At 72.9% G+C, this 22,578-nt stretch carries 17 protein-coding genes; 3 read left to right on the forward strand and 14 right to left on the reverse strand.

Annotation, left to right across the window (positions count from 1 at the left end; translation table 11 throughout):
* Positions 1-65 precede the first annotated feature (65 nt).
* From ACIOD2_RS06110 to ACIOD2_RS06120, 3 genes are all read right to left on the reverse strand, one after another.
* Positions 66-2,627: a hypothetical protein gene (locus ACIOD2_RS06110; RefSeq protein WP_400534918.1), complete on the reverse strand. Its 2,562-nt coding sequence runs from the start codon at positions 2,625-2,627 to the stop codon at positions 66-68.
* A 50-nt stretch (positions 2,628-2,677) separates the two neighbouring features.
* Positions 2,678-2,986, reverse strand: a complete 309-nt coding sequence (locus tag ACIOD2_RS06115) for a DUF4326 domain-containing protein (protein WP_400534920.1) — start codon at positions 2,984-2,986, stop codon at positions 2,678-2,680.
* 664 nt (positions 2,987-3,650) lie between these two features.
* The gene (locus tag ACIOD2_RS06120; protein WP_400534921.1) at positions 3,651-4,583 is read right to left on the reverse strand and encodes an aminoglycoside phosphotransferase family protein; all 933 of its coding nucleotides are present in this window, start codon (positions 4,581-4,583) and stop codon (positions 3,651-3,653) included.
* A 235-nt stretch (positions 4,584-4,818) separates the two neighbouring features.
* On the opposite strand from ACIOD2_RS06120, the gene ACIOD2_RS06125 reads away from it, so the two are divergent.
* Positions 4,819-5,193, forward strand: coding sequence for an STAS domain-containing protein (locus tag ACIOD2_RS06125; RefSeq protein ID WP_400534922.1), 375 nt, complete (start codon positions 4,819-4,821; stop codon positions 5,191-5,193).
* Between the two features lies 1 nt (position 5,194).
* Here ACIOD2_RS06125 and ACIOD2_RS06130 read toward each other — a convergent pair whose 3' ends face one another.
* The 10 genes from ACIOD2_RS06130 to ACIOD2_RS06175 form a co-directional block, all read right to left on the reverse strand.
* Positions 5,195-5,902 (reverse strand): RraA family protein, encoded by a 708-nt coding sequence (locus ACIOD2_RS06130; RefSeq protein WP_400534924.1) that lies wholly within the window; start codon positions 5,900-5,902, stop codon positions 5,195-5,197.
* A gap of 9 nt (positions 5,903-5,911) precedes the next feature.
* Positions 5,912-6,241, reverse strand: coding sequence for a divalent-cation tolerance protein CutA (gene cutA, locus ACIOD2_RS06135; protein WP_400534926.1), 330 nt, complete (start codon positions 6,239-6,241; stop codon positions 5,912-5,914).
* Between the two features lie 70 nt (positions 6,242-6,311).
* Complete coding sequence (locus ACIOD2_RS06140) at positions 6,312-7,916, reverse strand: Hsp70 family protein (protein WP_400534928.1); 1,605 nt, start codon at positions 7,914-7,916, stop codon at positions 6,312-6,314.
* 5 nt (positions 7,917-7,921) lie between these two features.
* On the reverse strand, positions 7,922-9,151 hold the full coding sequence (locus ACIOD2_RS06145; protein ID WP_400534930.1) for a hypothetical protein: 1,230 nt from the start codon (positions 9,149-9,151) through the stop codon (positions 7,922-7,924).
* Complete coding sequence (locus ACIOD2_RS06150; protein ID WP_400534932.1) at positions 9,148-10,623, reverse strand: dynamin family protein; 1,476 nt, start codon at positions 10,621-10,623, stop codon at positions 9,148-9,150. The genes ACIOD2_RS06145 and ACIOD2_RS06150 overlap by 4 nt, the downstream gene beginning before the upstream one ends.
* Positions 10,620-12,461, reverse strand: a complete 1,842-nt coding sequence (locus tag ACIOD2_RS06155) for a dynamin family protein (RefSeq protein ID WP_400534934.1) — start codon at positions 12,459-12,461, stop codon at positions 10,620-10,622. Before ACIOD2_RS06155 ends, ACIOD2_RS06150 begins: the two co-directional genes overlap by 4 nt.
* Before the next feature lie 26 nt (positions 12,462-12,487).
* Positions 12,488-13,786: a glycoprotein gene (locus ACIOD2_RS06160; protein ID WP_400534935.1), complete on the reverse strand. Its 1,299-nt coding sequence runs from the start codon at positions 13,784-13,786 to the stop codon at positions 12,488-12,490.
* A 130-nt stretch (positions 13,787-13,916) separates the two neighbouring features.
* Positions 13,917-16,496 (reverse strand): AAA family ATPase, encoded by a 2,580-nt coding sequence (locus ACIOD2_RS06165; RefSeq protein WP_400534936.1) that lies wholly within the window; start codon positions 16,494-16,496, stop codon positions 13,917-13,919.
* Between the two features lie 205 nt (positions 16,497-16,701).
* The gene (locus ACIOD2_RS06170; RefSeq protein WP_400534938.1) at positions 16,702-17,310 is read right to left on the reverse strand and encodes a hypothetical protein; all 609 of its coding nucleotides are present in this window, start codon (positions 17,308-17,310) and stop codon (positions 16,702-16,704) included.
* 4 nt (positions 17,311-17,314) lie between these two features.
* Positions 17,315-17,755, reverse strand: a complete 441-nt coding sequence (locus ACIOD2_RS06175) for a hypothetical protein (RefSeq protein ID WP_400534940.1) — start codon at positions 17,753-17,755, stop codon at positions 17,315-17,317.
* A gap of 143 nt (positions 17,756-17,898) precedes the next feature.
* On the opposite strand from ACIOD2_RS06175, the gene ACIOD2_RS06180 reads away from it, so the two are divergent.
* Positions 17,899-19,305, forward strand: coding sequence for a hypothetical protein (locus ACIOD2_RS06180; protein ID WP_400534942.1), 1,407 nt, complete (start codon positions 17,899-17,901; stop codon positions 19,303-19,305).
* Between the two features lie 12 nt (positions 19,306-19,317).
* On the opposite strand, the gene ACIOD2_RS06185 is transcribed toward ACIOD2_RS06180, so the two are convergent.
* On the reverse strand, positions 19,318-21,207 hold the full coding sequence (locus tag ACIOD2_RS06185; RefSeq protein WP_400534943.1) for a hypothetical protein: 1,890 nt from the start codon (positions 21,205-21,207) through the stop codon (positions 19,318-19,320).
* Between the two features lie 215 nt (positions 21,208-21,422).
* Here ACIOD2_RS06185 and ACIOD2_RS06190 point away from each other — a divergent pair, with 215 nt between their 5' ends.
* A complete protein-coding gene (locus ACIOD2_RS06190) occupies positions 21,423-22,574 on the forward strand; it encodes an FAD-dependent monooxygenase (RefSeq protein WP_400535417.1) in 1,152 nt (383 codons plus the stop codon).
* The last annotated feature ends 4 nt before the right edge of the window (positions 22,575-22,578 follow it).

The raw sequence follows: 22,578 nt of genomic DNA on the forward strand, positions 1-22,578 counted from the left end.
TCCCCAGTCCCTGCGTGTGTTCGGCCGCGGCAGCGTATCGGGCCCGTTCCCGGGCGGGAGAACGCCTAGTGCTTGACGAGTTTCCGGAACCGCTCCCGCCGGTCGTCGGCCGAGGAGCCGTCGGCGATGTCGTCGTCGAACCAGGAACACAGCGCGCCCCACAGCTCGGCGCGGGTCGCGAAGTCGTCTTGGGCGTGCTCGATCTCGGCGACGTCGGCCACCAGCTGGTCGAGCCGCAGATCGCAGAACCGGACGTACTCGCGCACGACGATGTTCGGGTCCATCCCCGTCCGCCCCTTCGCACCCGCCGCGCCGCGCAGCTGGGCGTGCAGGCGTTCCTCGGTGTAGAGCGGGAAACCCGTGATGGCGCCGGGGTAGCCGCAGTCGGCCGACCACTCGCGGAACGCGCTGATCGCCTGGTAGCGCGTGTACCAGTCCTGCTTCCCGGTGGCCAGGTCGCTCAGGCGGCGCCAGGCGTCGCGGTCGGTGGCACGCCAGCGGTCGAGGACCCGGCCGTCCTGGACCGGAGCCGGGTCGAGCGCCCGGAGCCGCCAGAAGTGCGCGCGGCAGCTGGCGATCTCGCAGACGAGCTGGCGGACGTAGCTGACCTGCTCCCAGACGTGCGCGCGCTGCGGGCGCAGCGGCGCGGCGCGGTCCGGGGAGAACGTCACCATCTCGAAGACGCGGAACAGCTCGTGCCCGCGCAGCGCGGCGAGGTCCGGGTCCTCCCCCATCACCCACGACCGGCGCTCGGGCAGCCGTCCACTGTGGCTGATCGTCGCGGCGTGGTAGAGCTCGCGGACGGCGCGGCGGGCCACCTCGTCGCGGGTGTCCCCGTTCAGGCGGGGGTTCCGAGCGCGGTCACGCAGGTCGCGTTCGCCGCGCGGGCCCACTTCGAGCATCGCGACGGCGTACACGCTCGCCGCGTTGTAGCACTCCTCCCACGACTTGCGCGGCCCGGCGGCTTCGACGGTGTCGTCGAGCGCCTGCGGGTCCGGCGGCCAGCGCCGGTCGGGGCAGACGTCGGCCAGCTTCACGCGGCTGCCGGGGTAGGCCGGGCGGGGTTCGGGGACGGCGCCGGACATCGGCTCGACGTCCGCCATCGCCCGCCGCAGCACCGCCCAGACCAGCGAAAGGTCGAGCGCACGGTTGGTCAGCTGGTCCCAGCTGCGGCGCCAGCGCCGCCCGAACTTCCGGTAGTCCTCGACGAGCCGTTCGATCTCGTACTGCGAGAGCGCGCAGAAGTACGACCGCATCTCGGCGGCGCGCTGGTTGTACTCGGTGAGCTGCTCCGGCGTCGCGTCCTGGACGACCAGTTCCGGCACCGGCACGCGCAGCACGCGCCGGTGCAGTTCGAGGCGCTTCTCCTTCGGGATCGCGTACGGCCGGGTGCGGACGTCGAGCTCGACGTAGCGGCGGAACCGCAGCTCCAGCGCCGCCCGCAGCTCGGCGCGGCGCAGCGCCCGGGCGTCGCCGGGCACCCCCGCGGTGGTCCGGCGGACCCACCACGAGCCGGCCACCGAGTCGCCGTGGCCGAGGACCAGGGCGTGCCGGTAGCGGGCGATCAGCAGCGCGACGTCACGGCCGCGGCCCGCGTGGCGCGGCTGGCGGGCGAAGTCCTCGCCGATCCACCACCGGGCCAGCTTCGGCTTTCCCCTGCTGCACAACGTGATCACGTCGTCGTAGGTGGCGAGCGCGTCCAGGTGCAGGTCGAGCTGTTCCTGCAGGGCGGCGATCTCGAGTCTGATGTAGACGTTCGACGGGTCGTGGCTCAGCGCCCGGTAGTACTCGGCGAGGGCCTCGTCGTAGCGGCGGTAGGTGATGAAGTGGTTGGCGCGCTGGTAGGCGTCGAACAGCTCGTACGGGATCTTCGCGTCGCGCCAGGCGGCCCAGTGGATGTTCGAGCGGACGTAGGCGCTGCGCGGGATGACGAGCGCGGCGACGGCGTTGGCCGCGCGGTGCAGCACCCGCGGCCAGTTCTCGTCCTCGATCACCAGCGGGCTGGCGGCGAACCGCGGGCAGCGCACGAGCTCCAGGATCAGCTGGTAGCGGCCGGTGGTGTTGCCGGGCCGGACGGTGCCGGTCACGGTGAACGCGGCGGGCGGCTGCGCGAGCCGGATCAGCTTGGTCGCGGCCTTCCACCAGCCGTCCGCGGACTCGCCGGCGTGCTCGACGATCTGGATGAAGTCGTAGGAGCCGCCGACACCCGGCACGGAGGTCGGGGTGTAGAGCCGCGAGTCGTTGAGGATCCGCTTGAAGGCGGCGGTCAGCTCGACGGCGGAGTCGATCTCGCGGTCGTGGCTCTTCGCGGGCCGCTCGTCGGCGAAGAGCCGGATGTCGATCTGGTTGGCCCGGTAGGCGGCGGCTTCGAGCCGGGCCTTGCCGATGAAGTACAGCGTGAGGACGGCCGAGATGACCACCACGGACGTCTGCAGGACCGTCCAGGTGATGATGCTCGCGACCTTCGGGTCGCGGATGAAGGTGAGGTCCTGGAAGAACGGGAGGTACGGCACGATGGCGAAACCGGCCGCGACGACACCCGCCGTCACCGCCGCGAGCCACCACCGGATCCGGTGAGCCTCCGGAAGTTCCGCTTGATCGAACCCGCCGCGTTGTTGCCCGGCCACCCGTCGACCACCCCCTCGTGTCAGATTACTCGCCCAGGGGGTGCGATTCGTTACGGCCCGTGATCTGCGAATTCGGCGATGACCTGCGCGTGGCACAGCTCCGGGACGCACCAGCACCCGAGCCGCTTCCCGCGCAGCGCGGGCAGGAGGGCGAGCAGGTCGGGCCGGGAGAGCAGGTGCTCGCGATACCGCGCGACGACGTCGGCGCGGGTCCCGTCGCGGCCGGGCCGGAACGGGCTGGCGAGCTGCGAGCCCGCGAGGTGCCAGCCGCCGCGGTGCATGGCCCGCCCGACGTAGACGACGTCGGCGTAGTCCGGGTCGTCCCGGTGCCCCTTCAGGTTGACGACGGTGGTCGGCATGGGGTCCATCGTCTCATCGGGACGGCCGGTGCGTGGTGTGCCACCGGTGCGCCCGGGGTCCGGGCCGCGACCGCGAGCGGCCACTCGCGCCGGGTCGGGATGGTCAGCTCTGGCTGCGAAGGCAGCTCACCGCTTTGCCGACACGTGATCCGGCCGCGCTGCAGCCACCCGCACCGGGTCGGTCAGCCCCGTCGGCGACAGCCGCCGACCTGGACACGCGGCACGCCACCTCACCCCACCGCCGACGAGTGGTCCACCACCAGCTCATCCAACCTCAGCCGCGCCGGATCCGGATCGGACAGCTCCGCCCACGACAGCAGCCGCGACCTCGGCGGTGCGGCACACCAGCGCACCGCACTGCCGACGCGTGATCCGCGATCAGCTCATCCAACCGCCGCCGCGCCGCGGCCACCCACACCAGGTCCACATCAGTCAACTCCGCCGCGACACCAGCTCACCCCACCGCCGCCACGTGATCCGCGATCAACTCGTCGAGCCGCCGCCGCGCCGCGGCCACCCGCGCCGGGTCCGGATCGGACAGCTCCGCCGCGACGGCAGCTCACCGCACCGCCGCCATGTGGTCCGCCATCAACTCGTCCAACCGCCACCGCACCACGGCCACCCGCACCGGGTCCACATCAGTCAACTCCGCCGCGACACCAGCTCACCCCACCGACGCGTGGTCCGCGATCAGCTCGTCCAACCTCCGCCGCGCCGCGGCCACCCGCGCCGGGTCCGGATCGGACAGCTCCGCGCGCGACGGCAGCACCGCCGTCAGCCCCCAGCCGCGGCCGCGGGCCCAGGTCGCGTCGTCGATGTCGAGGGCCTTGCGGAACTGCTCGCGCCCGTCGGCGGACAGCACCGACCACGCGGCGATCAGGTCGCACGCCGGGTCGCCCACCGCCAGCGTGCCGAAGTCGATCACCGCGCTGAAGCGGCCGTTGCGGGACAACAGGTTCGCCGGGGCCGGGTCGCCGTGGATCCAGACCGGCGGGCCCTCCCACGGCGGCGCGGCACGGGCCGTCTCCCAGACCGCGGCCACCGCGTCGAGGTCCACGAGACCGGCCAGGGCCTCGATGCGCGGCGCCAGCCGGGCCGGCGCGATCGCCGAGTCGCGTTCGTCGGTCATCGCGACGCCGCGGAAGCCGTTGCTCCACTGTGGTGGCGGGCCGCCGGTGGCGTCCACCCGGCGCAGTGCCGCGAAGAACTCCGCGAGGCCGTCCACCAGGCCGTCGTCGCGGTCCGGGTCGACCGGGCCGCCGGGCAGCCAGCGCAGCACCGACCACGGGAACGGGTAGCCCGCGCCGGGCCGTCCCTCGGCCAGCGGCAGCGGGACCGGGAGCGGCAATTGCGGCGCCAGTTTCGGCAGCCACTCCTGCTCGCGCGTCACCTGCCCGGTCCACCGGGCGAACCGCGGCAGCCGCACCGACATGTCCGGCCCCAGGCGGTAGGTCGCGTTGTCGACGCCCTGCGTCGGCGCCGGCTCCACCGGAAGTCCCGCCCACCGCGGGAACTGCGTCTCGACGAGGCGGCGGACGACGTCCACCGTGATCGTCGCTTCGTCCGAAGACAGGTCACCAGAGACCACCGTGCACATCACCCGTTCCGGCAGGCAGCTGCCGGATCCGGCAGCGGGACGATCACAGCGGGTGCGAGTGGTGCTGTCCACCGAATTCGTCGGCGGTGGTTCACCAAGTGTCGATGGAGTAGGCTGATGATTCACGGTTGAGCCGTCAGCCGCTGCCGGACGTCCGCGCCCGGGAAGGCAGGCTGTGCACCGGTCTCCGCTCCTCGTCCGGCTCGTCCCCAGCCTCGAGGAAAGGTGTGCCGCGATGGTTCCCGAGCCGCGATCGGCCGGCCACGAGCTCACCACCGCCTGGGTGGACGCCCATGGCCGCTGCACGATCCACGTTCTCCGCCCCCGGCCCGGCACCGTGCTCGTGCGGGTGGACGGCGAGATCGACCTCGCCACCGCGCGGAAGCTCGACGAGGTCCTGCAGTCCCAGGTCGGGCCCGAGGCCGGCGAAGTGGTCATCGACCTCGGCGCCGTCACGTTCTTCTCGGTCGCCGGGCTGAACTCGCTGCTGCGGGCGCAGCTGCTCGCCGACACCGCGGGCGCCCGGCTCACGATCGACACCGGGGACTCGCGCGCGGTCCGCCGCCTGTTCGCCCTGCTGCCGGCGGAAAGCCTCTCCTCCGCCCGGTGAGTCACTCCTCGATCGCGCCGCCGACGGAACGGAGGTGCGCGCGGAAGGTGCGGGCCGGGTCCGCTTCACGCGCGACGAGGAAGTCGGCGAACCTGACCTGCTCCCGCAGCGACTCGCCGGTCCGGATCCGGTCGGCCTGACGGCGTTCGGTGTCCCGGATCCCCTCGGCGAGGGTGAACAGCTCCCCCGCGCGGGCCGCCGGGACGAACAGGACGCCGTCGTCGTCGCCCAGCACCAGGTCCGCGGGCCCGATCCGCCACGTCCCGACGATCGCCTCGGCCAGCCCGCCGTCCACGCGGGGGCCGACGCTCAGCGGCCCGGTCGGGAGCGAGCCGAGGCTGAACACGGGCAGGCCGATCTCGCGGATGTCGGCGGTGTCGCGGTGCAGGCCCCAGATCACCACCCCGGACAGGCCGGCCGCGCGCGCTTCGAGCACCACGAGGTCCCCGACGCAGCTCTCGTCGAGCCGTCCGCCGTTGTCGACGACCAGGACGCCGCCGGAGACGGCGTGTTCGAACGCTTCGAGGAAGACGTCGACGCTGCCGACGTGCCGGGCCGGGATCGCCGGGCCGAGCAGGCGGCCGCCCGGCACCACCGCGCGGGTCCCCGAGGGCGCGCAGCGGACGGGAAGCCCGGCGCGGACGCAGGCGTCCGCGAGGTGGGCGGTGGTCAGCGTCGCGAACCGCCGCCTGAGTTCTTCGTGCTCCATTCCCTGACCTTAGTCAGGAAAGCGGGTTTCCGCGGTCAGCCAGGCCAGGTACTCCGCGCTGCCGCCTTCGATCGGCGTGGCGATCACCTCGGGCAGGTCGTAGCTGTGCAGCTGCCCGATCCGCTCGGCCAGCGCGGCGACCCGGTCGGCCGTCGTCTTGATCTCGACGCGCCACTCCTGGTCGGTCTGCACCTCGCCTTCCCAGCGGTAGACGCTGGTCACCGGGCCGACCACCTGCGCGCACGCACCCAGCCGCGCCTCGACGGCCTGCGCGGCGAGCTCACGCGCCGCCGCTTCGGAGTCGGTCGTGGACGTCACGATCACGTGCTCTGCAGCCATGCCCGCGAGGCTACCGGCGCGGGCCGAGCACCCCCGACGGCACTCGGCCCGCGCCCGTACCTCCCGGCGCTCAGGGCGTGGGCTTCGCGCTGGTCGTGCTCGTCCAGCTGGTGGTCGTCGTCGGGGTGGTCGTGTGGGTCGGGGTCGTCGTCTTCGGCGGGGTCTTGCGGTGCGTCGTGACCGGCGGGTTGGTGTGCGGCGCGGCGACCGTCGCGTGGGTCGTCTCGGGCGTTTCCGACGGCGACGGGATGTCGGCCGGCGTCGGCGTCTCGCTCGTCGAGACCGCCGGGGTGGGGTCGCCGCCGGACGGGGTGCCGCCGCCGGAACTGCTCACCGCCACGGCGACGCCGCCGATCGCCACCACCGCGACCGCGCACAGGCCGATCACGACCCCGCGGCGTGAGGCGCGGCGGCCCGGGCTCGCGCCCTCGGACTTGCCGCGGCCGAGCGGCGGCGGGGGCGTGCCCACGCCGGGGGTGGCCATCGCGCGGGTCTCTTCCCGCGGTGCCGGTGCCCGCCGGGCGTCGGGACGCACCGGGACCCCCGTCGGCGGCGTGCGCGGGTGCGGCGGTGCCGGCACCGGGAGCTGGGCCTGCGTCGCCTGCACCAGCCCGGACCGGCCGGAGGCCAGCGCGGCGGCGCCGAGCGCGACGCCGTACTTCGGGTGGATGTCGACCGCGGTCGGGCGGCCGAGCTCGGCCGAAACCAGCTGCGACACCAGGGGAATCCGCGACGAGCCGCCGACCAGCAGCACCGCGCCGAGGTCGGCGGGCTGGAGGTTCGCCGAACGCAGCGCCCGGTGCAGCGAGCCGATCGTCGCGGTGATCGACGGCCGGATCATCTCCTCGAACTCGCCGCGCGTGAGCCGCACCTCGGTCTGCACCGACGGGAGCAGCACCGGCACTACCGTCTCGGTGTCGGCGGACAGGGCTTCCTTGGCCAGCACGCATTCCTGGCGCAGCCGCACCACCGCGGCCACCGCGCCGGGGTCGTCCGGGTCGATCTGCGACAGCTTCCCGTCGAGCGCGCGGTCGACGTGGCCGAACACGGCCTCGTCGAAATCCACACCGCCGAGGCCTTCGATGCCCTCGGGGGTACCGAGGATTTCGAAGCCGCCGCCGCGCTTGCGCAGCACGGTCGCGTCGAACGTGCCGCCGCCGAGGTCGTACACCGCCACGACCGCGCCGTCTTCCAGCCGTTCCTGCGCCGCGTAGTGCGCGGCCGCCGCCTCGGGTTCGGTGATCAGGCCGACGCGGTCGATCCCGGTCAGCCTCGGCACCTGCTCGAACAGCTCCCGCTTGTACGGGCCCCAGTTCGCCGGGTGCGTCAGCGTGATCCGGTCGGGCCGGCCGCCCTGCTGCCCGGCGACCGTCCGCACGACGTGGCCGAGCAGCTGCGCCATCAGCGACGCCACCGAGTGCGGCGCACCGCCGAGCAGCACCGGCGTCGGGTCGCCGAGCCGCCGCTTGAACTCCCGCGCCACCCGGTCCGGCTCGACGGCTGCCCGCCGGTTCGCCGCGTCCCCGACCAGCACGCTGCCGTCCGCCCGCAGCAGCACCACCGACGGGATGGCCGCCGTGCGGTCGCCGAGCGACACCATCTCGACGTGGCCGGCACTGTCGACGGCGGCGGCCGTGAAGGTCGTGCCGAGGTCGATGCCCAGTCCGTAGCCCATTGTTGTCAGCCTCCGCCGTCCGCGTGCGCATGGTGATCGAAGTGGTGGTGCTCGTCCGCGTCCGGAACCGGCTGCGGTTCCTCGGGCGGTTCCTCGTGCTCCGGCGGGCCGGGTGGCTCCGGCGGCCGCGGGTCGTGCCGGTCGTGCTCCGGCTCCGGCGGCTCGTCGGTGGTGTCCGCCGGCTCCGGCTCGTGGTGGTGGTCCTTCGGCGGCTCGAACGGGTGCTCTTCCCGGGGTTCGGGCCGCGAGCCCGTCACTTCCCCGGCGTCGTGGTGCGCCCGCTCGGGCTCGTTCGCGAAGCTCAGCGGCTTCGACGCCGGGTGGTCGGCGAGCGCGGACGACGTCGCCAGCGTCGACGTCTCGACCGCGACCGGGGCCGCGACCGGGGCGTCCACTGTGGACGGCTGACGACTGAACGTGACGACCGGCGCCGACGGCGGACCGGGCACCGACGGCGCCGGCGCGGTGACCGACGTCGTCACGGACGTCCCGCGGGCGCGGTCGCCGACCGTCTCGGTCTGGTGGATCGTCGGCCCGGCCGGCTCGCCGAACGGGTCCTCGGCGGTCGCCTTCTCGTCGGCGGTGATGCCGACCTCGATCCCCGGCGGGCCGGTGTCGGCCTCGTCGAGCACGACCGTCTCCTCCTGGAACACCTCGATGTCGCCGTGCCCCGGCGCGTCGGGGGTCAGCGTGTAGCTCAGCGAACCCTCGTGCTCGACGCTGATCGTGCCGTCCGGGTTCTCGTGCACCACGACGTCGGCGTCCTGGAAGATGTCGATGTCCGTGTCGCCGGGGGTGCCGTCGCCGGGCACGACGATGTGCTGGTGGTCGACGTAGACCTCGTCGCGGCCGTGGTTGTGCACGACGAAGCGTTCCGTCGCGTCGATGACGAAGTTGCCGAACGCGTCCTCGTGGACGTCGATCTGCTCGAACTCCTCGACGGTCGGCAGGTCCGCCAGCGGCGTGCCGTCGGTGGTCTCCGGGTGCCAGGTCGTGCCGGTCTGCGCTTCGACGGAACCGTCCTCGCCGCGGGTGACGGTGGTCGTCTCCACGTGCGGCACGTACTCGTGGCCGGACGGTGCCTCTTGCGCCGTCTCGGCCGCGGCCGGTTCCGGCTGGGGCGGCGGCGCGCCCGGCGACCCCGGCGTGAGCGCGTTGCCCAGCACCTCGGAGACGGTGGCGCCGGCGACGGCCGTGACCGCCTTCTTGATCTTCCCCTCCACGTGGTCGCTCACGACAGGACCTCCGCCCGTGCTTCGCTGAGCAGGATTCCTTCACAGGTGCGGACGAGGACGCGGGCGGCGTCACGGACGTCGCGGGGCGAGGCCGGGTGCTCGGCGCGCCGCTGCCACCTCAGCAGCTGCGTGCCGAGCACCTGCCGGATCGCCGCGCGGCCCGCGCCGGGCGGCAGGCCCAGCCGGCTCGCCACGTCCACCCCGGTCGCACCGAGCAGCCGTTCCGCGTCCCGGGCCTCGTCCGTGGTGAACAGCACGACCCCGAGCCGGATCGAGTCGATCAGCTGGATCTCGGCGAACTCGTGCGCGCCGGCGACGATGCGCTCCCATTCGTGCAGCAGCCCGCCGGTGCGGTCCGGGTAGGCCCGCAGCACCAGCTCGACCGCCTGCAGGGCCGAGCGCGCCTTGAGGACGTCGGCGCGCGCGGCGAACTGGGTGGTCAGCAGCGACCGGAGGCGGTGCAGGCCGCTGCGGGCCAGCAACTCCCCCGACAGCGCTCGTGCGCCCGTCACCAGGCCGCCGCCGGTCAGCTCGACGGCCAGCCGGACGCCGAACAGGCCGTACCGGTTCAGCAGGTCCGCGCGCTGCGCCGCCGGGACGTCCACTTCGGACTCCGCGCGGGCGAACCGGTCCGCCGACGTCAGCAGCCGCGCCAGCTCCGCCTCGGGGGCGGCGGCCAGTTGCCCGAACGCGCGGTACTCGGCCTCCTTCAGCGAGGCGGCGGAACTGGCCAGCAGGCCGGCCACCGGGACCACGGTCTGGCAGAGCCCGCGGACCCGCGGGTCGCGGGCGTAGCGCTCGGCGACCTTCGCCGCGGAGTCGAGCGCGTCCGTGCGGGCGTGCCCGACCTCGTCGGCCCGCGACAGCACGCCGATCGTGTTGACCGGGCGCCGTTCGGCGGGGTCGTCGTGGAAGGCCTCCAGGAACCGGACGTCGTCGCCGTGCACGTGCCGCATCAGGTAGACCACGGCGTCCGCGGTGCCGACCCCGTCGCGGTCCGGCACCAGCGCGACCTCGGTGCGTTCGGAGACCGACGCCCGCGCCGAACCCAGCCCGGGGGTGTCGATCAGCGTCATCACCCGCAGCGCGGGGGACGGCCAGTCGACGACCAGGCGGTCGACGTCGTCCGGCGCCATGCCGAGCTCGAGCCCGAGGGTGCCGCTGAGCCGGCCGAACGGCAGCTGGCGAGGCATCCCGCGGACGGGGTGCAGCATGATCCGGTAGGTCGGGCCGTTGCGGTACCAGGTGACGACCCGGGTGCACTCCCCCGCGTCCGTGGCGGCCAGCTCCTGGCCGACCAGCGCGTTGAGCAAAGTGGACTTCCCGGCCTTGACGCGGCCCGCGATGGCGACCCGCAGGGGTTCGGCCAGGCGGCCGGCGATCTGCCGGAGCATCGGCTCGGCGGGGGTGCCGGCGTACCCGGCGCAGGCGCGGGCGACCAGCCCGCGGACCTGGATGTACAAGGGAGTCATCGGGTCACCGCCGGGACCGGCTTGGGCGTGCTGCGCAAGGTGAGTTCGTCGGCTCGGCGGCCCAGCACCTCGAGGGCTTCGATGTCGGCCTCCAGCCGTTTCAGCTCGCCCGTCTCCGACTCGTCTTCGACCACGGCCTTCTTCGCCGCGGCCAGCGCCTCGGTCAGGGAGCGCTGCAGTTCTTCGACGCGCGCGCTGTAGGCGTCGCGGAGTTCTCTTTGGACGGTGCGCATCGCGTCGCGGGAGTCCTTGCCCACCTGGAGGTTGAACTCGTCGACGAACCGGCGGACCGCGGTCTTGGCCAGGCTGCGGCGTTTCTCCAGCTGCCGCTTGCGCTCGTCGAGGAATCCGGAGCGGCCCATGAGCAGGCCGGCCGCGATGCCGAACGGCGTCGGGATGGCCAGTGCGGCCATCTTCGTGAGCATGGAGAACATCAGGAACCCGCTGTAGGCCTTCTGGAACGCGGCCATCCCGGTGGTGCCGCGGGTCTTGACGCCGGTGAACGACGAGTCGATGTCGATCTCCTCGACGACGGTCACCGGCGCCTGGACCTCGCGTGGCAGCACGGCCTGCGACTCGGCGAGCTCGAAGTGCTCGGCGACCCGGCCGGCCAGGCCGCGGGCCTGCTTGACGAACGTCGCGTAGTTCTCCATCGTCTCGTTCGCCAGCCGCTGCCGCAGCCACTTCTCGAACTCGGGCCAGTTCTTGGCCGGGTCGCCCTCTTCGATGGCTTCTTCGGCCTCGTGCAGGACACCGCGTGAACGAGCGCGCAGGTCGTAGTCCACATCGGACGAGATGTCGGCGAAGCCGTCAAAAAGGATTTGCTGCCACCGGGAAGACTGGCTGCGCAGCGCGTCGACCCGGTCGTTCACCCGGGTCAGCTCCGCGATGAGCGCGGCGGACTGCTCGGGGTGCGCCAGCGACGTGCGGCGCGACCGCAGCGCGGCGTGCAGCTGGCCTACGGCCGACCCGACGTGCAGGCCGACGGCGTTGAGCGCGGAGCGTTCGGCGTCCCCGACAACCCCCTGCAGGTGCTTCACCAGCTGCGGGAAGCCGGACTCGACGTTCATCTCCTGGTCGGCCGAGCGGGCCGCGACGGTGCGCAGTTCGGAGGACACCGCGATGGTGTCGATGGTGATGCCGCCGGCGTCGAGGTGGCCGGTGTTGAGCTCGAGGATCCGGCGCCAGTGCGGGTAGAGGTCGGTTTTGGTGAGGACGAAGAACACCGACGGGCAGAGTTCCTTGACCGTGCGAAGGAACCGCAGCTCGGCGGCGGTCAGCTCCTGCGAGGCGTCCGAGAGGAACAGGACGGCGTGCGCCCGCGGCAGCGAGCTGACGGTGACGGCGTTGTGCAGCGAGCCGAGGCCGCCGACGCCGGGCGTGTCGACCAGCACCAGCCCGCCGGAGAGCAGCTGGCGGCTGATCGACGCGGTGACGGACTTGAGCTTGCGGACGTTGCCCGGGTTCCCGGCTTCACTCACGTGGGTCGGCAGGTCGTCGAGGGAGATCCGCTCGGTCCACGGCGGCGACGACGGATCGGCCGGCTCGTAGGTCGCCAGAGCCCCGGACTCCGGCGCGAACCGGACGACCGTCGGCACCGCGGTCGCGATGTCGTCGTCGACCGGGCAGATCTTGGCGGTGAGCAGGGCGTTGATGAGAGAACTCTTGCCCTGCTTGAACTCCCCGACGACGTAGACGGTGATGTCGGGCTCGGACAGCAGGCGCCGCGCGTCGGTGAGGCGCTGGACGAGGTCTTCCCGTCCGTAGGCCTTGGCACCCTTGACGGCAAGGTCGAGTGTGTCGAGGGCGATGCGCCCCCCGCCGCTCGGCTCCTGCATGACCGCTCCCTTTCCCTCAAGCCGGCTCAGATGTGGTGGTCGACGTCGTGGTGGTGCTCGACGTGGTGCCCGTGGTCGGCGTCGTGGTGGTGCTCGTGTTCGTGGCCGTGGTGCTCGGCCTGCTCGTTGAACTGGTTGCCACCGTGGCTCGCGCCTTGCTCGTTCTGGAAGATGTTGCCGTGGCCGCCCGTGGAGGCCTGCTCGTTGAACTGGTTGCCACCGCCGTGGCCGCCCGAGCCCTGCTCGTTCTGGAAGATGTTGCCGTGACCGCCGGTCGAGGCCTGCTCGTTGAACTGGTTGCCACCGCCGTGGCCGCCCGAGCCCTGCTCGTTCTGGAAGATGCTCCCGTGACCGCCGGTCGAAGCCTGCTCGTTGAACTGGTTGCCACCGCCGTGGCCTTGCTCGTTCTGGAAGATGCTCCCGTGACCGCCCGTGGACGCCTGCTCGTTGAACTGGTTGTCACCGTGGCCTGAACCCTGCTGGTTCTGGAAGATGCTGCCCGAGCCGCCGGTCGAAGCCTGCTCGTTGAACTGATTCCCACCGTGGCCACCCGAGCCCTGCTCGTTCTGGAACACGTCGCCGCCGCGACCACCGTTGGAAGCCTGCTCGTTGAACTGGTTGCCCCCGTGGCCACCCGAGCCCTGCTCGTTCTGGAAGATGTCGCCACGACCGCCGGTCGAGGCCTGCTCGTTGAACTGGTTCCCACCGTGGCCACCGGAACCCTGCTCGTTCTGGAAGATCGCGCCGCCGATGCCGCCGCCGGTGGAGGCCTGCTCGTTGAACTGGTCGCCGCCGTGGCCGCCCGCGCCCTGCTCGTTCTGGAACACGTCACCGTGGTGGCCGGCCGAAGCCTGCTCGTTGAACTGGTTGCCGCCGCGCCCGGAACCTTGCTCGTTCTGGAAGATGTCGCCGCGGCCACCGGTGGAAGCCTGCTCGTTGAACTGGTCGCCCCCGTGCCCACCCGAGCCCTGCTCGTTCTGGAAGATGTCCCCACGACCACCGGTCGAAGCCTGCTCGTTGAACTGGCCGCCCCCGTGCCCACCCGAGCCCTGCTCGTTCTGGAAGATGTCCCCACGACCACCCGCCGAAGCCTGCTCGTTGAACTGGTCCCCACCGTGCCCACCCGAGCCCTGCTCGTTCTGGAAGATGTCCCCACGACCACCAGTCGAAGCCTGCTCGTTGAACTGGTCCCCACCGGAACCACCGGAACCCTGCTCGTTCTGGAAAATGTTTCCCGAGCCACCCGCGGAAGCCTGTTCGTTGAACTGGTTGCCGCCGCCCGCGCCCTGCTCGTTCTGGAAAACGTCGCCCGACGAAGTTGTCATCTTGTGCACTCCTGACATTCGGATCGGTGAAGCCCTCGCCCCTCCGTTGTCATCCAGTCTTGGGGCGAACCGGCCGCGGGTCATGAGTAGCGGCCTACTCGGCTTCACCACCGCGATCCCTGCGGACTACCTACGGGGCGTCGGCGGGGCTACTCCCCACCTCCGGCCGGCCCACCACCGATGCCAGTTCACGGCGCCCGGAGATACCCAATTTCGCGTAGACGCCGTGCAGCACGTTGTCGACCGTCCGCACCGACACCACGAGCCGGTCCGCGACCGCGCGGCTCGTCAGGCCCGTCGCCACCAAGCGCGCGATCTCCAGCTCGCGGACCGTCAGGTCCAGCGGCGTCTCCAGCAACGCCAGTGCCGGCGTCGCTGCGTCCTCACAGGACTCCAGCCACGTCCGGGCCCGCTGGGCCGACGTCGCCGCGCTGCCGAGCTTCCCTTCGGCCCGGTAGGCGCGTCCCGCGGAAGCCGCGGCTTCCGCGGCCAGCAACCGGGCTCCGACGTCGGCGAAAGCCGTCGCGACGTCGTCCAAGGCCGCCGGGTCCGAGGCACGCGCATGCTCCGCGTACAACGACGGCAGCCGCCCCTCCAGATCCACCGAAGGTGCTTCGCCGCCGAAGCGGACGACGTCGTGGGCCATCTCCGCCGCGATCGCCAGCCTGCCTTCCGCGGCGGCCGAGGCGGCCGCCGAAGCCGCTAGTTCGGCCGCTCGCGTCAGCTCGCCCCGGGCAGCGGCGACCCACGCCTGGGTCCACGTGCCGAGCGGGCCGGGGACCGAAGGCGCGTCCGCAGCCTGGCCGGTCATCGCCGTCGCGCGGGCCAGTGCCGCGACGACGGCGGGGCGGAACGCGTGCGGCTGGTCGTGGGCCTCCGCGGCGAGGGCCTCGCGCAGCCAGCGGATCGCGCCGCGGAGGTTGCCGTAGGCGAGCGCGACCGTGCCCAGTGACGCCGCCGCGCCCGCGAGCGCCGGGCCCCAGCGGTCGCGGATCGCGTCGCGGTAGCCGTCCCCGGCCAGGTCCTCGGCCTCTTCGACGCGGCCCGCCCCGCAGAGCGCGACGATCCGTGCGTGGTCCAGCCGGGCCTGCGCCCCGGGCACGTCGGCGTCCGAGATCCGCGACGCGATCGCCAGGCCCTCTTCGACGACGCCGAGGCACGCCTCCACCCTCCCGCTCTCCGCCAACGCCCCGGCCGCGACCACCAGCGCCGCGAGCCGGAGCGGGTCACCGCGGCGGTTGCGGTCCAGCACCGGGCCGAGCAGGTCGAGCGCCGACCGGGTCGCGCCCGCGGCCGCGCGCATCGCCGCCCGGGCGGTCGCCAGCTCGTCCGTGCCGGAGGACACGGCCGTCTCCGCCGTGTCCAGCACGGCTTCCGCCCGCTCGAAGCGGCCCAAGCCGAGGGCCAGGTTCCGGGCCCGGGTGGCGGCGACGCGGGCGTGCTGCACGTCCGAGACCGTCTCGCCCGCCAGCTCCGCGAGCAGCGCGTCGGCGTCGGCGTGCCGCCCGCCGGCGATCCGGACCTGGGCGAGCAGGAACTTCGCGGCGAAGCCGCCACCGAGCCGGACGGCCTCCGCCGCCAGCTGCTCGGCCTGCGGGAAGTCCTTGCGCAGCAACGTCTCCGCCGCCGCGCGCACCAGCTGCGGGTCGGTCGGCAGCCCGGCCGCGAGCCGCCACCGGACCAGCCGCGGCTTGTCCTCGGCGCGGCGCGCGCCGGTCATGTCCAGGGTCTGCGCGAGGATCCGGTAGGTGTCGCGCTGGCGCAGCGGCGACGTCCGCCGCCGGATCACCTCGGCGTAGAGCGGGTGCGCGAGCCGGACGTCGAGACGCCGCCCGGTGCGTTCGGACACGACCAGCCCGGCCTGCTCCATCGACGCGAGCACCCGCCCGGCACCCAGCCGGAGCAGCGGTTCGCTGCCCAGGGACTCGCCGAAGGCCAGCAGCTCCAGCAGCCGCCGCTCGTCGGCGTCGACCCGGTCGGTGCGGATCTCGATCAGCTCGACCAGCCGCGGGGTGGCCCGCAGCGCGCCGCTCCAGCGCCACACGCCGTCCTCGGCCGAGAGCGACCCGCTGTCGAGGCCGCCCTGCACGAGCTCGCGCAGGAACAGCGGGTTGCCGAGGGTCAGGTGCCACAGCCGGTGTTCCGCGCCGTCGTCGAGCCGCCCGCCCAGTGCCGCGGTGATCAGTTCCCGGGTTTCGTCGCGGGTGAGCTCGCCGATGTCGAGCCGTTCGGCGACGCGGTCCTTCCACATCGCGAACACCGGATCGGGCACGCTCACCCCGTGCGGCGCGAGCACGATCACGAACGCGGCCGCCGTCGCCGCCAATTGGTGGACCAGGGTCGCCGACAAATCGTCGAGCAGGTGCGCGTCGTCGACGCAGAGCACCAGCCGCCTGCCCTCCGCGCCACTGGTGAGGTGCGCGGCGACCTGGTTGAGCCGGTGCGCCCGGTCGGCGGTGCCGTGCGCGCTGCCGGGCAGCAGGTGGGCGAACGCCCCGAACGGGATCGTCGAGGCGGACGACATCGCGCGCACCCAGTGCGTGCGGGCGCCCCCGGCTTCGAGCTCGGCCAGCAAAGCCTTGGCCAGGCGGGTCTTCCCGGCCCCGGCCCGCCCGGTCAGCAGCAGCCCGCACACCTCGGCGTCGGCCAGCGCCCGGCGGGCGACGCCCAGCTCCCGTTCTCGGCCGACCAGCGGCCAGTCGTACCCCACGCCTGCTGCCTCCCCAACCCCTCGCGCGGCATTCCGGCGTCCGCGCACACCTCTTCTCCGGATAATGACGACGCCGGAGACCGCCAAGTACCGGATTCGCACGACAATTTCGCAAAAATCGCCGAGCGGCCCGGCAAACCCGACACAACGGACACACGATTCACTATTCCGTGAGCATTTCCCAAGCATTCCGCCGACGCCGTGATCAATGGTTTCCCGGTGATTCTTTTTCCCGGCACACCATGATCCCGACGACCCGTGGCAGGACGACGGCGTTCCACCCCGCCATCCCCGCCACCAGCCCGGGCTCCCGCCCGCCCGTCCACACGCGCACCTGCCCCGCCCGCAGGTCGCTGCCGAGCACCCGCCCCCACGGCACCTTCGCGGCGAACCAGTGCCGGCCGCGCAGTCCCTCGGCGTCGGCGTCGATCCCCGGGTGCCCGCCGCCCCCGAAGCGGGCCGTGTCGCCGGCGGTGATCGCCTCGGCCATCCTCAGCGCGATCCGCGGGCAGGCCGCCGACTCCACCAGCTCGACCAGCCGACGCCAGGTCTCGCGGGCATCCTCCAGTTCACCCAGTTCACCGGACGACGCGTCGAACCCGAACCGGCACCGCACCGGGCCGCGGGCCAGGCCGAGCGAGTAGCTCGCCCGGTGCAGCCGGGCCGCCGCGTGGTAGGCGACCCGGTCCACCTCGCCCAGCCGGAAGACCCGGTCACCGATCGCGATCACGTCGCCCGCGGCGGCGAGCGTGCGCCCCCAGCTGCGGACCCGCAGCTCGCCGGAGCCGGTGAACGAGAACTTCCCGGCCGCCATCGGGCTACTTACCGGTCTTCGCCAGGCACAGCACGACCCCGGTCTCGCCCTCCTTGCCCTCCCAGAACACCTGGTCGGCGTCGGGGTAGGCGTTGCACGCGCTGACCTGCGCCTCGGTCTGCGTCTTGTCCTCGACGCGCGCGACGACCTTCAGCGTCGCGCCGCTGTCACCGCAGTCGACGATCTTCACGTAGTTCTCGCCGCTTTCGGTGACGCAGTCGCCGACCTGCGCGTTCTCGCCGTTGGAGCGGGTGGCCACCCAGACCAGGGCGAGGATCGCGGCGACCACGACCAGGAACACGGTCAGCACGATCTTCTGCCGCCGCTTCGGGTTCTTCGGGTTCTTCGGCTTCTTCGGTGTGGCCGCGGGCGGGACGGGCATCCCGGCCTGCGGCGGCACCGGCCCGGTCGGCTCCGGGTACTGGGGTCCACCTGCCTGCGTCATGACGTATTCCTCCCTCGAGAACCTGCTGTCACCTCCTGGGCGTTCCATTCCGTTCCACGACGTTCCACCCGGAGTTCGAGACAGCGCCCCCGGCGGCCCACCAGGATGGGACGGCGCCCCGTTCCCGACGTGAGGACCCGAGGATGACTCGTCTGCCCGCCCTGGCCGTCTCCGTTCTGACGGCTTCCGCGCTCCTGACCGCCGGGACGGCGGAGGCCGCGAGCCCGCCGTTCACCGGCTCGGTCTTCCGGGCCACGCACAACAGCTACTCGGGCAACGTCGACGGCGCCAAGAACTCGGTGGCCTACCAGCTCGACCACGGCGTCCGGTTCATCGAGCTCGACATCCACGACAACGGCTACGCCACCTCGCACGACTACGGCGTCGGGCACGACTCGCCCGGCAACCTCGTGGACCACAGCGGCGGCAACCCGGCGTCGAACAACTTGCGCGACTGGCTGGCGACGGTGAACACGTGGTCGGCGGCGCACCCGGCCGCCGCGCCGATCGTGGTCATGCTCGACCTGAAGGACGACCTGACCGACAACCCGAACTTCGCCGCGGGCAACCTGACCGCGCTGAACCAGGAGCTGGAGTCCGTCTTCGGCAGCCGGATGCTGCAGGCGAAGGACTACCCGGCGGGCCAGCCGACCGTGGACGCGCTGCGTGGCCGCGTGCTGCCGCTGCTGTCGGGCGACGCCGGGACGCGCGCCGAGTACAAGCGCGACGTCGGCTACCACCCGTCGGTCGCGCTCAACGGCCGCGGCCAGGTCGTCGAGGTGCACGACTCCGGCGCCGGCGCGCTCTGGTACTGGACCGGGACCTACGGCGCCGACGGGCGGATCACCTGGCTGCGCCACGGGAAGTACGACAACGGCCAGACCCCGGCCGTCGCGCTGAACGACAACGGCGACCTCGTCGAGGTCCACCAGTCGCAGAGCGCCACGACTCTCTGGTACCGCGTCGGCAAGCTCGGCGCGGACGGCGAGATCACCTGGCAGGCCAGCCACCAGTACGACAACGGCGTGCTGCCGAGCGTCACGTTCACCGGCGGGACGCAGCTGCGGGAGATCCACCGCAGCCAGGGCAGCAGCCAGAACTGGACCTGGAACGGCGCCCTGTCGGGCACGACGGTCGCGTGGACCGGCAACGCCAAGACGTCCGACGCGCGGTTCCCGACCGCCACGGCCACCAGCGGCGCCCGGACGGTGACGGTCCGGACCGCCGCGGACGGCCCGGCCCCGGCGCAGACGCTGCGGGCGGACACGCCCGGCGTGAGCGGCGACCGAATCCGCTACCGCCAGGTCGCCTTCGACGAGTTCCAGAAGGGTGACAGCGCGGAGCTGCAGGACGGCGCGCTGTTCTACGGCGCGCCCGCGACGGAGTCGGCGTTCATCACCTCGGCGCGGCAGGCGGGCAAGCTGGTGCGCGGCTGGGACTTCGACTCGGCGGGCGAAGCGACGACGCCCCTGGCGAGCTACCCGGCGTCCAATCACCCGTACGACGCCTGGTATCAGAACCTGCTCACCCAGAACGGCGCGGTCCAGTAACGGCGGACCCGCTCAGCCGGGGCGGTAGCAGCAGCGGTTGCCCGTCTGGACGCCGTCGCGCAGGACGTCGCCGATCACGGCGTCCGCGGCGGCGATCCGGGTCAGCGCGCGGCGGATCGCCTTGCCCACCGCGATCCGCGCCTTCTCCTCGGCGCCGGCGAACTCGCGGACACGCCCGGCCAGCCCGGCCGCGGCGGACAGTTCGCCGACCAGCCAGTCGCGCTCGGAGCGCACCCGCTCGGCACGGCCGTCGTCGTGGTTGGCCTCGTGCTCGTCGAGCTCGGCCTCCAGGGTGGCCAGCCACTTGCGGTAGTGGCTGGTCGCCGCCGGGTCGAGCACCGGCTGCCCGGACGTCGTGGCGGGCGTGACGCCGGGACCGGCGGCCAGCTCGGCCGCCGACAGCTCGAACCCCGGGTTGTCCAGCAGCGTGGCGAGGTAACCCATGCCGACGCTGTGCTCGACCAGCACCGAACGTCCGCCCAGCGTGAACAGCCAGTGCCGGCCCTGCCGCCGGCAGGTGACCCGCGCGGCCTGCCGCAGCGGTGCGGCGGGCAGTGACATCCCCAGCTCCGCCGCTTCCCGGGTCGCTGTCGCCTGCTCCTGAGCGGCGTCCGGGGCACCGAGCAGCGCCAGAGCCTGCGCGAGCCGGGCCCGCGAAAGCGCGACGGCCGGCCAGTGCGCCAGCGCCAGGTTGTCCCGCACGGCCGCCCGGAAGTGCGTGACGGCCCGCTCGGGCTCGCCCGCGGTCAGCATCGCCACACCCAGCGCGTGCTGCACCGAACCGAAGCAGGCGACCCCGAGACTGGCCGTCATCGGCAGCCGCGCGAACGGCGTGAGCAGCGCGTACGCGGCCAGCGCGGATTCGACGTCCGAGACCAGGCAGGCGGACTCGACGATGCCGTACATCGACACCAGCCAGCTGCTCGACCGCGGCAGCAGCGCCAGGTCGCGCCCGCGCAGCCGGGCCAGCGCCCCGGCGGCCTCGCGTTCGTCCCCGGCCGAGGCGGCGGCGACGGCCAGCCCGGCGACGAGCGCGTTGTCGACCGCGCTGAGCGTCGGCGAATGCACCGTCTCCCGCAGCACCGGCAGCAGCTCGGCGACCCGGCCCTGGTACCAGCGGATCGCGCCGAGCTGCGCGGTGTACCAGCCGGTCGCGTCAGCGTCCCCGGCCAGCTCACCGCGCTGGGCGCAGGCCGCCGCCCGCGTCTCGGCCTCGTCGAACCGCCCGGCGCGGATGCTGAGCATGACGTCGATGGCGTCGAGCACGAACCCGACGGCGAGGTGGTCCTGCGCGGCCAGCAGGCCGCGCAGGTCGGCGAGCCCGCGCTGGGCGTGCGTGTCGCCGTCGAGGAAGAGGTCGACGGTCCGCCAGAGCAAGCCCATCAGCAGGTCGCTGCGCCGCGACGTCCGGAAGCCTTCGGTGATCAGTTCCTGGGCCAGGGCCCGGCGCTGGCCGCCGTTGTCGGGCCCGAGCAGGCAGTGGTGGGCCAGGCTGGCGGCTTCGGCCCAGGCGACCGGGTCGCCCGCGCGCTTGGCCTCCTCCAGCACGGCGAGGATCTGGTTGCTCTCCCCCGCCACGTAGTCCGCTTCGCCCGCGAGCCGCGCCTTCAGCCGCAGCGCCAGCGAAGAACCGGGGTCGACGGCGGTCCGCGCGCTGCGCAACCGCGCCTGCAGCAACGCCGCCGCGGGCGCGCTGCGGTGCTCGTGCACCCACAACCCGGCCAGGCCCAGCGCGGCGCGGGCCATCCCGGCACCGTCGCACTCCCGTTCCGCCGCACGGTAGGCCCGGTCGAACCACTCGCGTCCCGCGCGCAGGTCACCGTCGGCCTCGAGCGCGTGTTCGCCCTTGCCCAGCAGCTCGCCGACGCCGGTCACGACCGGCTGCGTTTCCGTCCCCAGCACTGTCGGCCCCTCTCCCCCGCGAAGAATGGTCCCCCCGGATCCACCCCTGGTCAACAAGCGAAAACCGCCGGGCAAACCGCCTCCCCCGCCGGGAATTTTCCGCCCGGACCGTCCATTCTCGACGGTGACGCTCCGGGTGCTGACGGTGGCCGTCAGCGCTTCGCCAGCGACCGGTAAGCCCTGGTCGCGAAGCTTGCGCCATGACCGACACCGCGATGAAGAACCTCAAGGTCCTGATCTCCGGCGCGAGCATCGCCGGCCCCGCCCTCGCCTACTGGCTGCACCGCTACGGCTGCAGCGTCACCGTCGTCGAGCGCGCCGCGTCCGTGCGGCCCGGCGGCCAGGCCGTCGACTTCAAGGGCCCCACCCACCGGACCGTGCTGGAGCGGATGGGGATCCTCGAGGAGGTCCGGAAGCGAGCGACCGGCGGGCAGGACCAGACGGTGATCGACGCCGGCGGGCGGCCCCAGGCCGTGATCCCGGGCGAGTTCACCGGCGGCGAGATCGAGATTCGCCGCGGAGACCTGGCCGAGCTGCTGTACGAGCGCACGGCCGCCGACTGCGAGTACGTCTTCGGCGACACCATCACGTCGCTCACCGAGACCGCCGAGGGTGTCGCCGTCACCTTCGCGAACGCCGCCCCGCGCACCTTCGACCTCGTGGTCGGCGCCGACGGCATCCACTCGAACGTCCGGCGGCTGGCCTTCGGCCCGGAGCAGGACTACGTCAAGTTCCTCGGCCACTACTACGCCCTGGCCGAGCTGGGCGAGCAGGTCGACGGCGGCGAGGCCGTGATGTACAACGAGCCCGGCCGGATGGCGGCGGTCGGCGGGCCGAAGGCGTCGGCGTTCTTCGTCTTCGCCTCACCGGAGCTCGACTACGACCGCACGGACATCGAGCGGCAGCGGAAACTGCTGATCGACGCCTACCGCGGGGTCGGCTGGCAGGTGCCCGACCTGCTGACGAAGGTGCCGCAGGCGCGCGAGTTCTACCTGGACTCCCTCGCCCGCGTCACGATCGACCACTACTCCCGCGGCCGCGTCGTGCTGCTCGGCGACGCCGCCTACGGCAACACCCTCGGTGGCTTCGGCACCGGCCTCGCGATCGTCGGCGCGTACGTGCTCGCCGGCGAACTGCTCGCGGCCGGCGGCGACCACCTCGCCGCCTTCGCCCGCTACGAGGAGCAGTTCCGGAGCTACGCCAAGATCTCGCAGCGCGCCAGCGCGGGCCCGTTCCTCGCGCCGCCGTCCCGGCTGCGGATCAAGATGCGGGACTGGACGTTCAAGTCCCGCATCCTGCTCCGCATGATGCTCAAGGCGACCGACAACTTCGCCACCGACATCGAGTTGAAGGATTACACGAGCTGAAGGA

This window comes from Amycolatopsis sp. NPDC088138 (genome assembly GCF_044741685.1).
Classification (GTDB): domain Bacteria; phylum Actinomycetota; class Actinomycetes; order Mycobacteriales; family Pseudonocardiaceae; genus Amycolatopsis.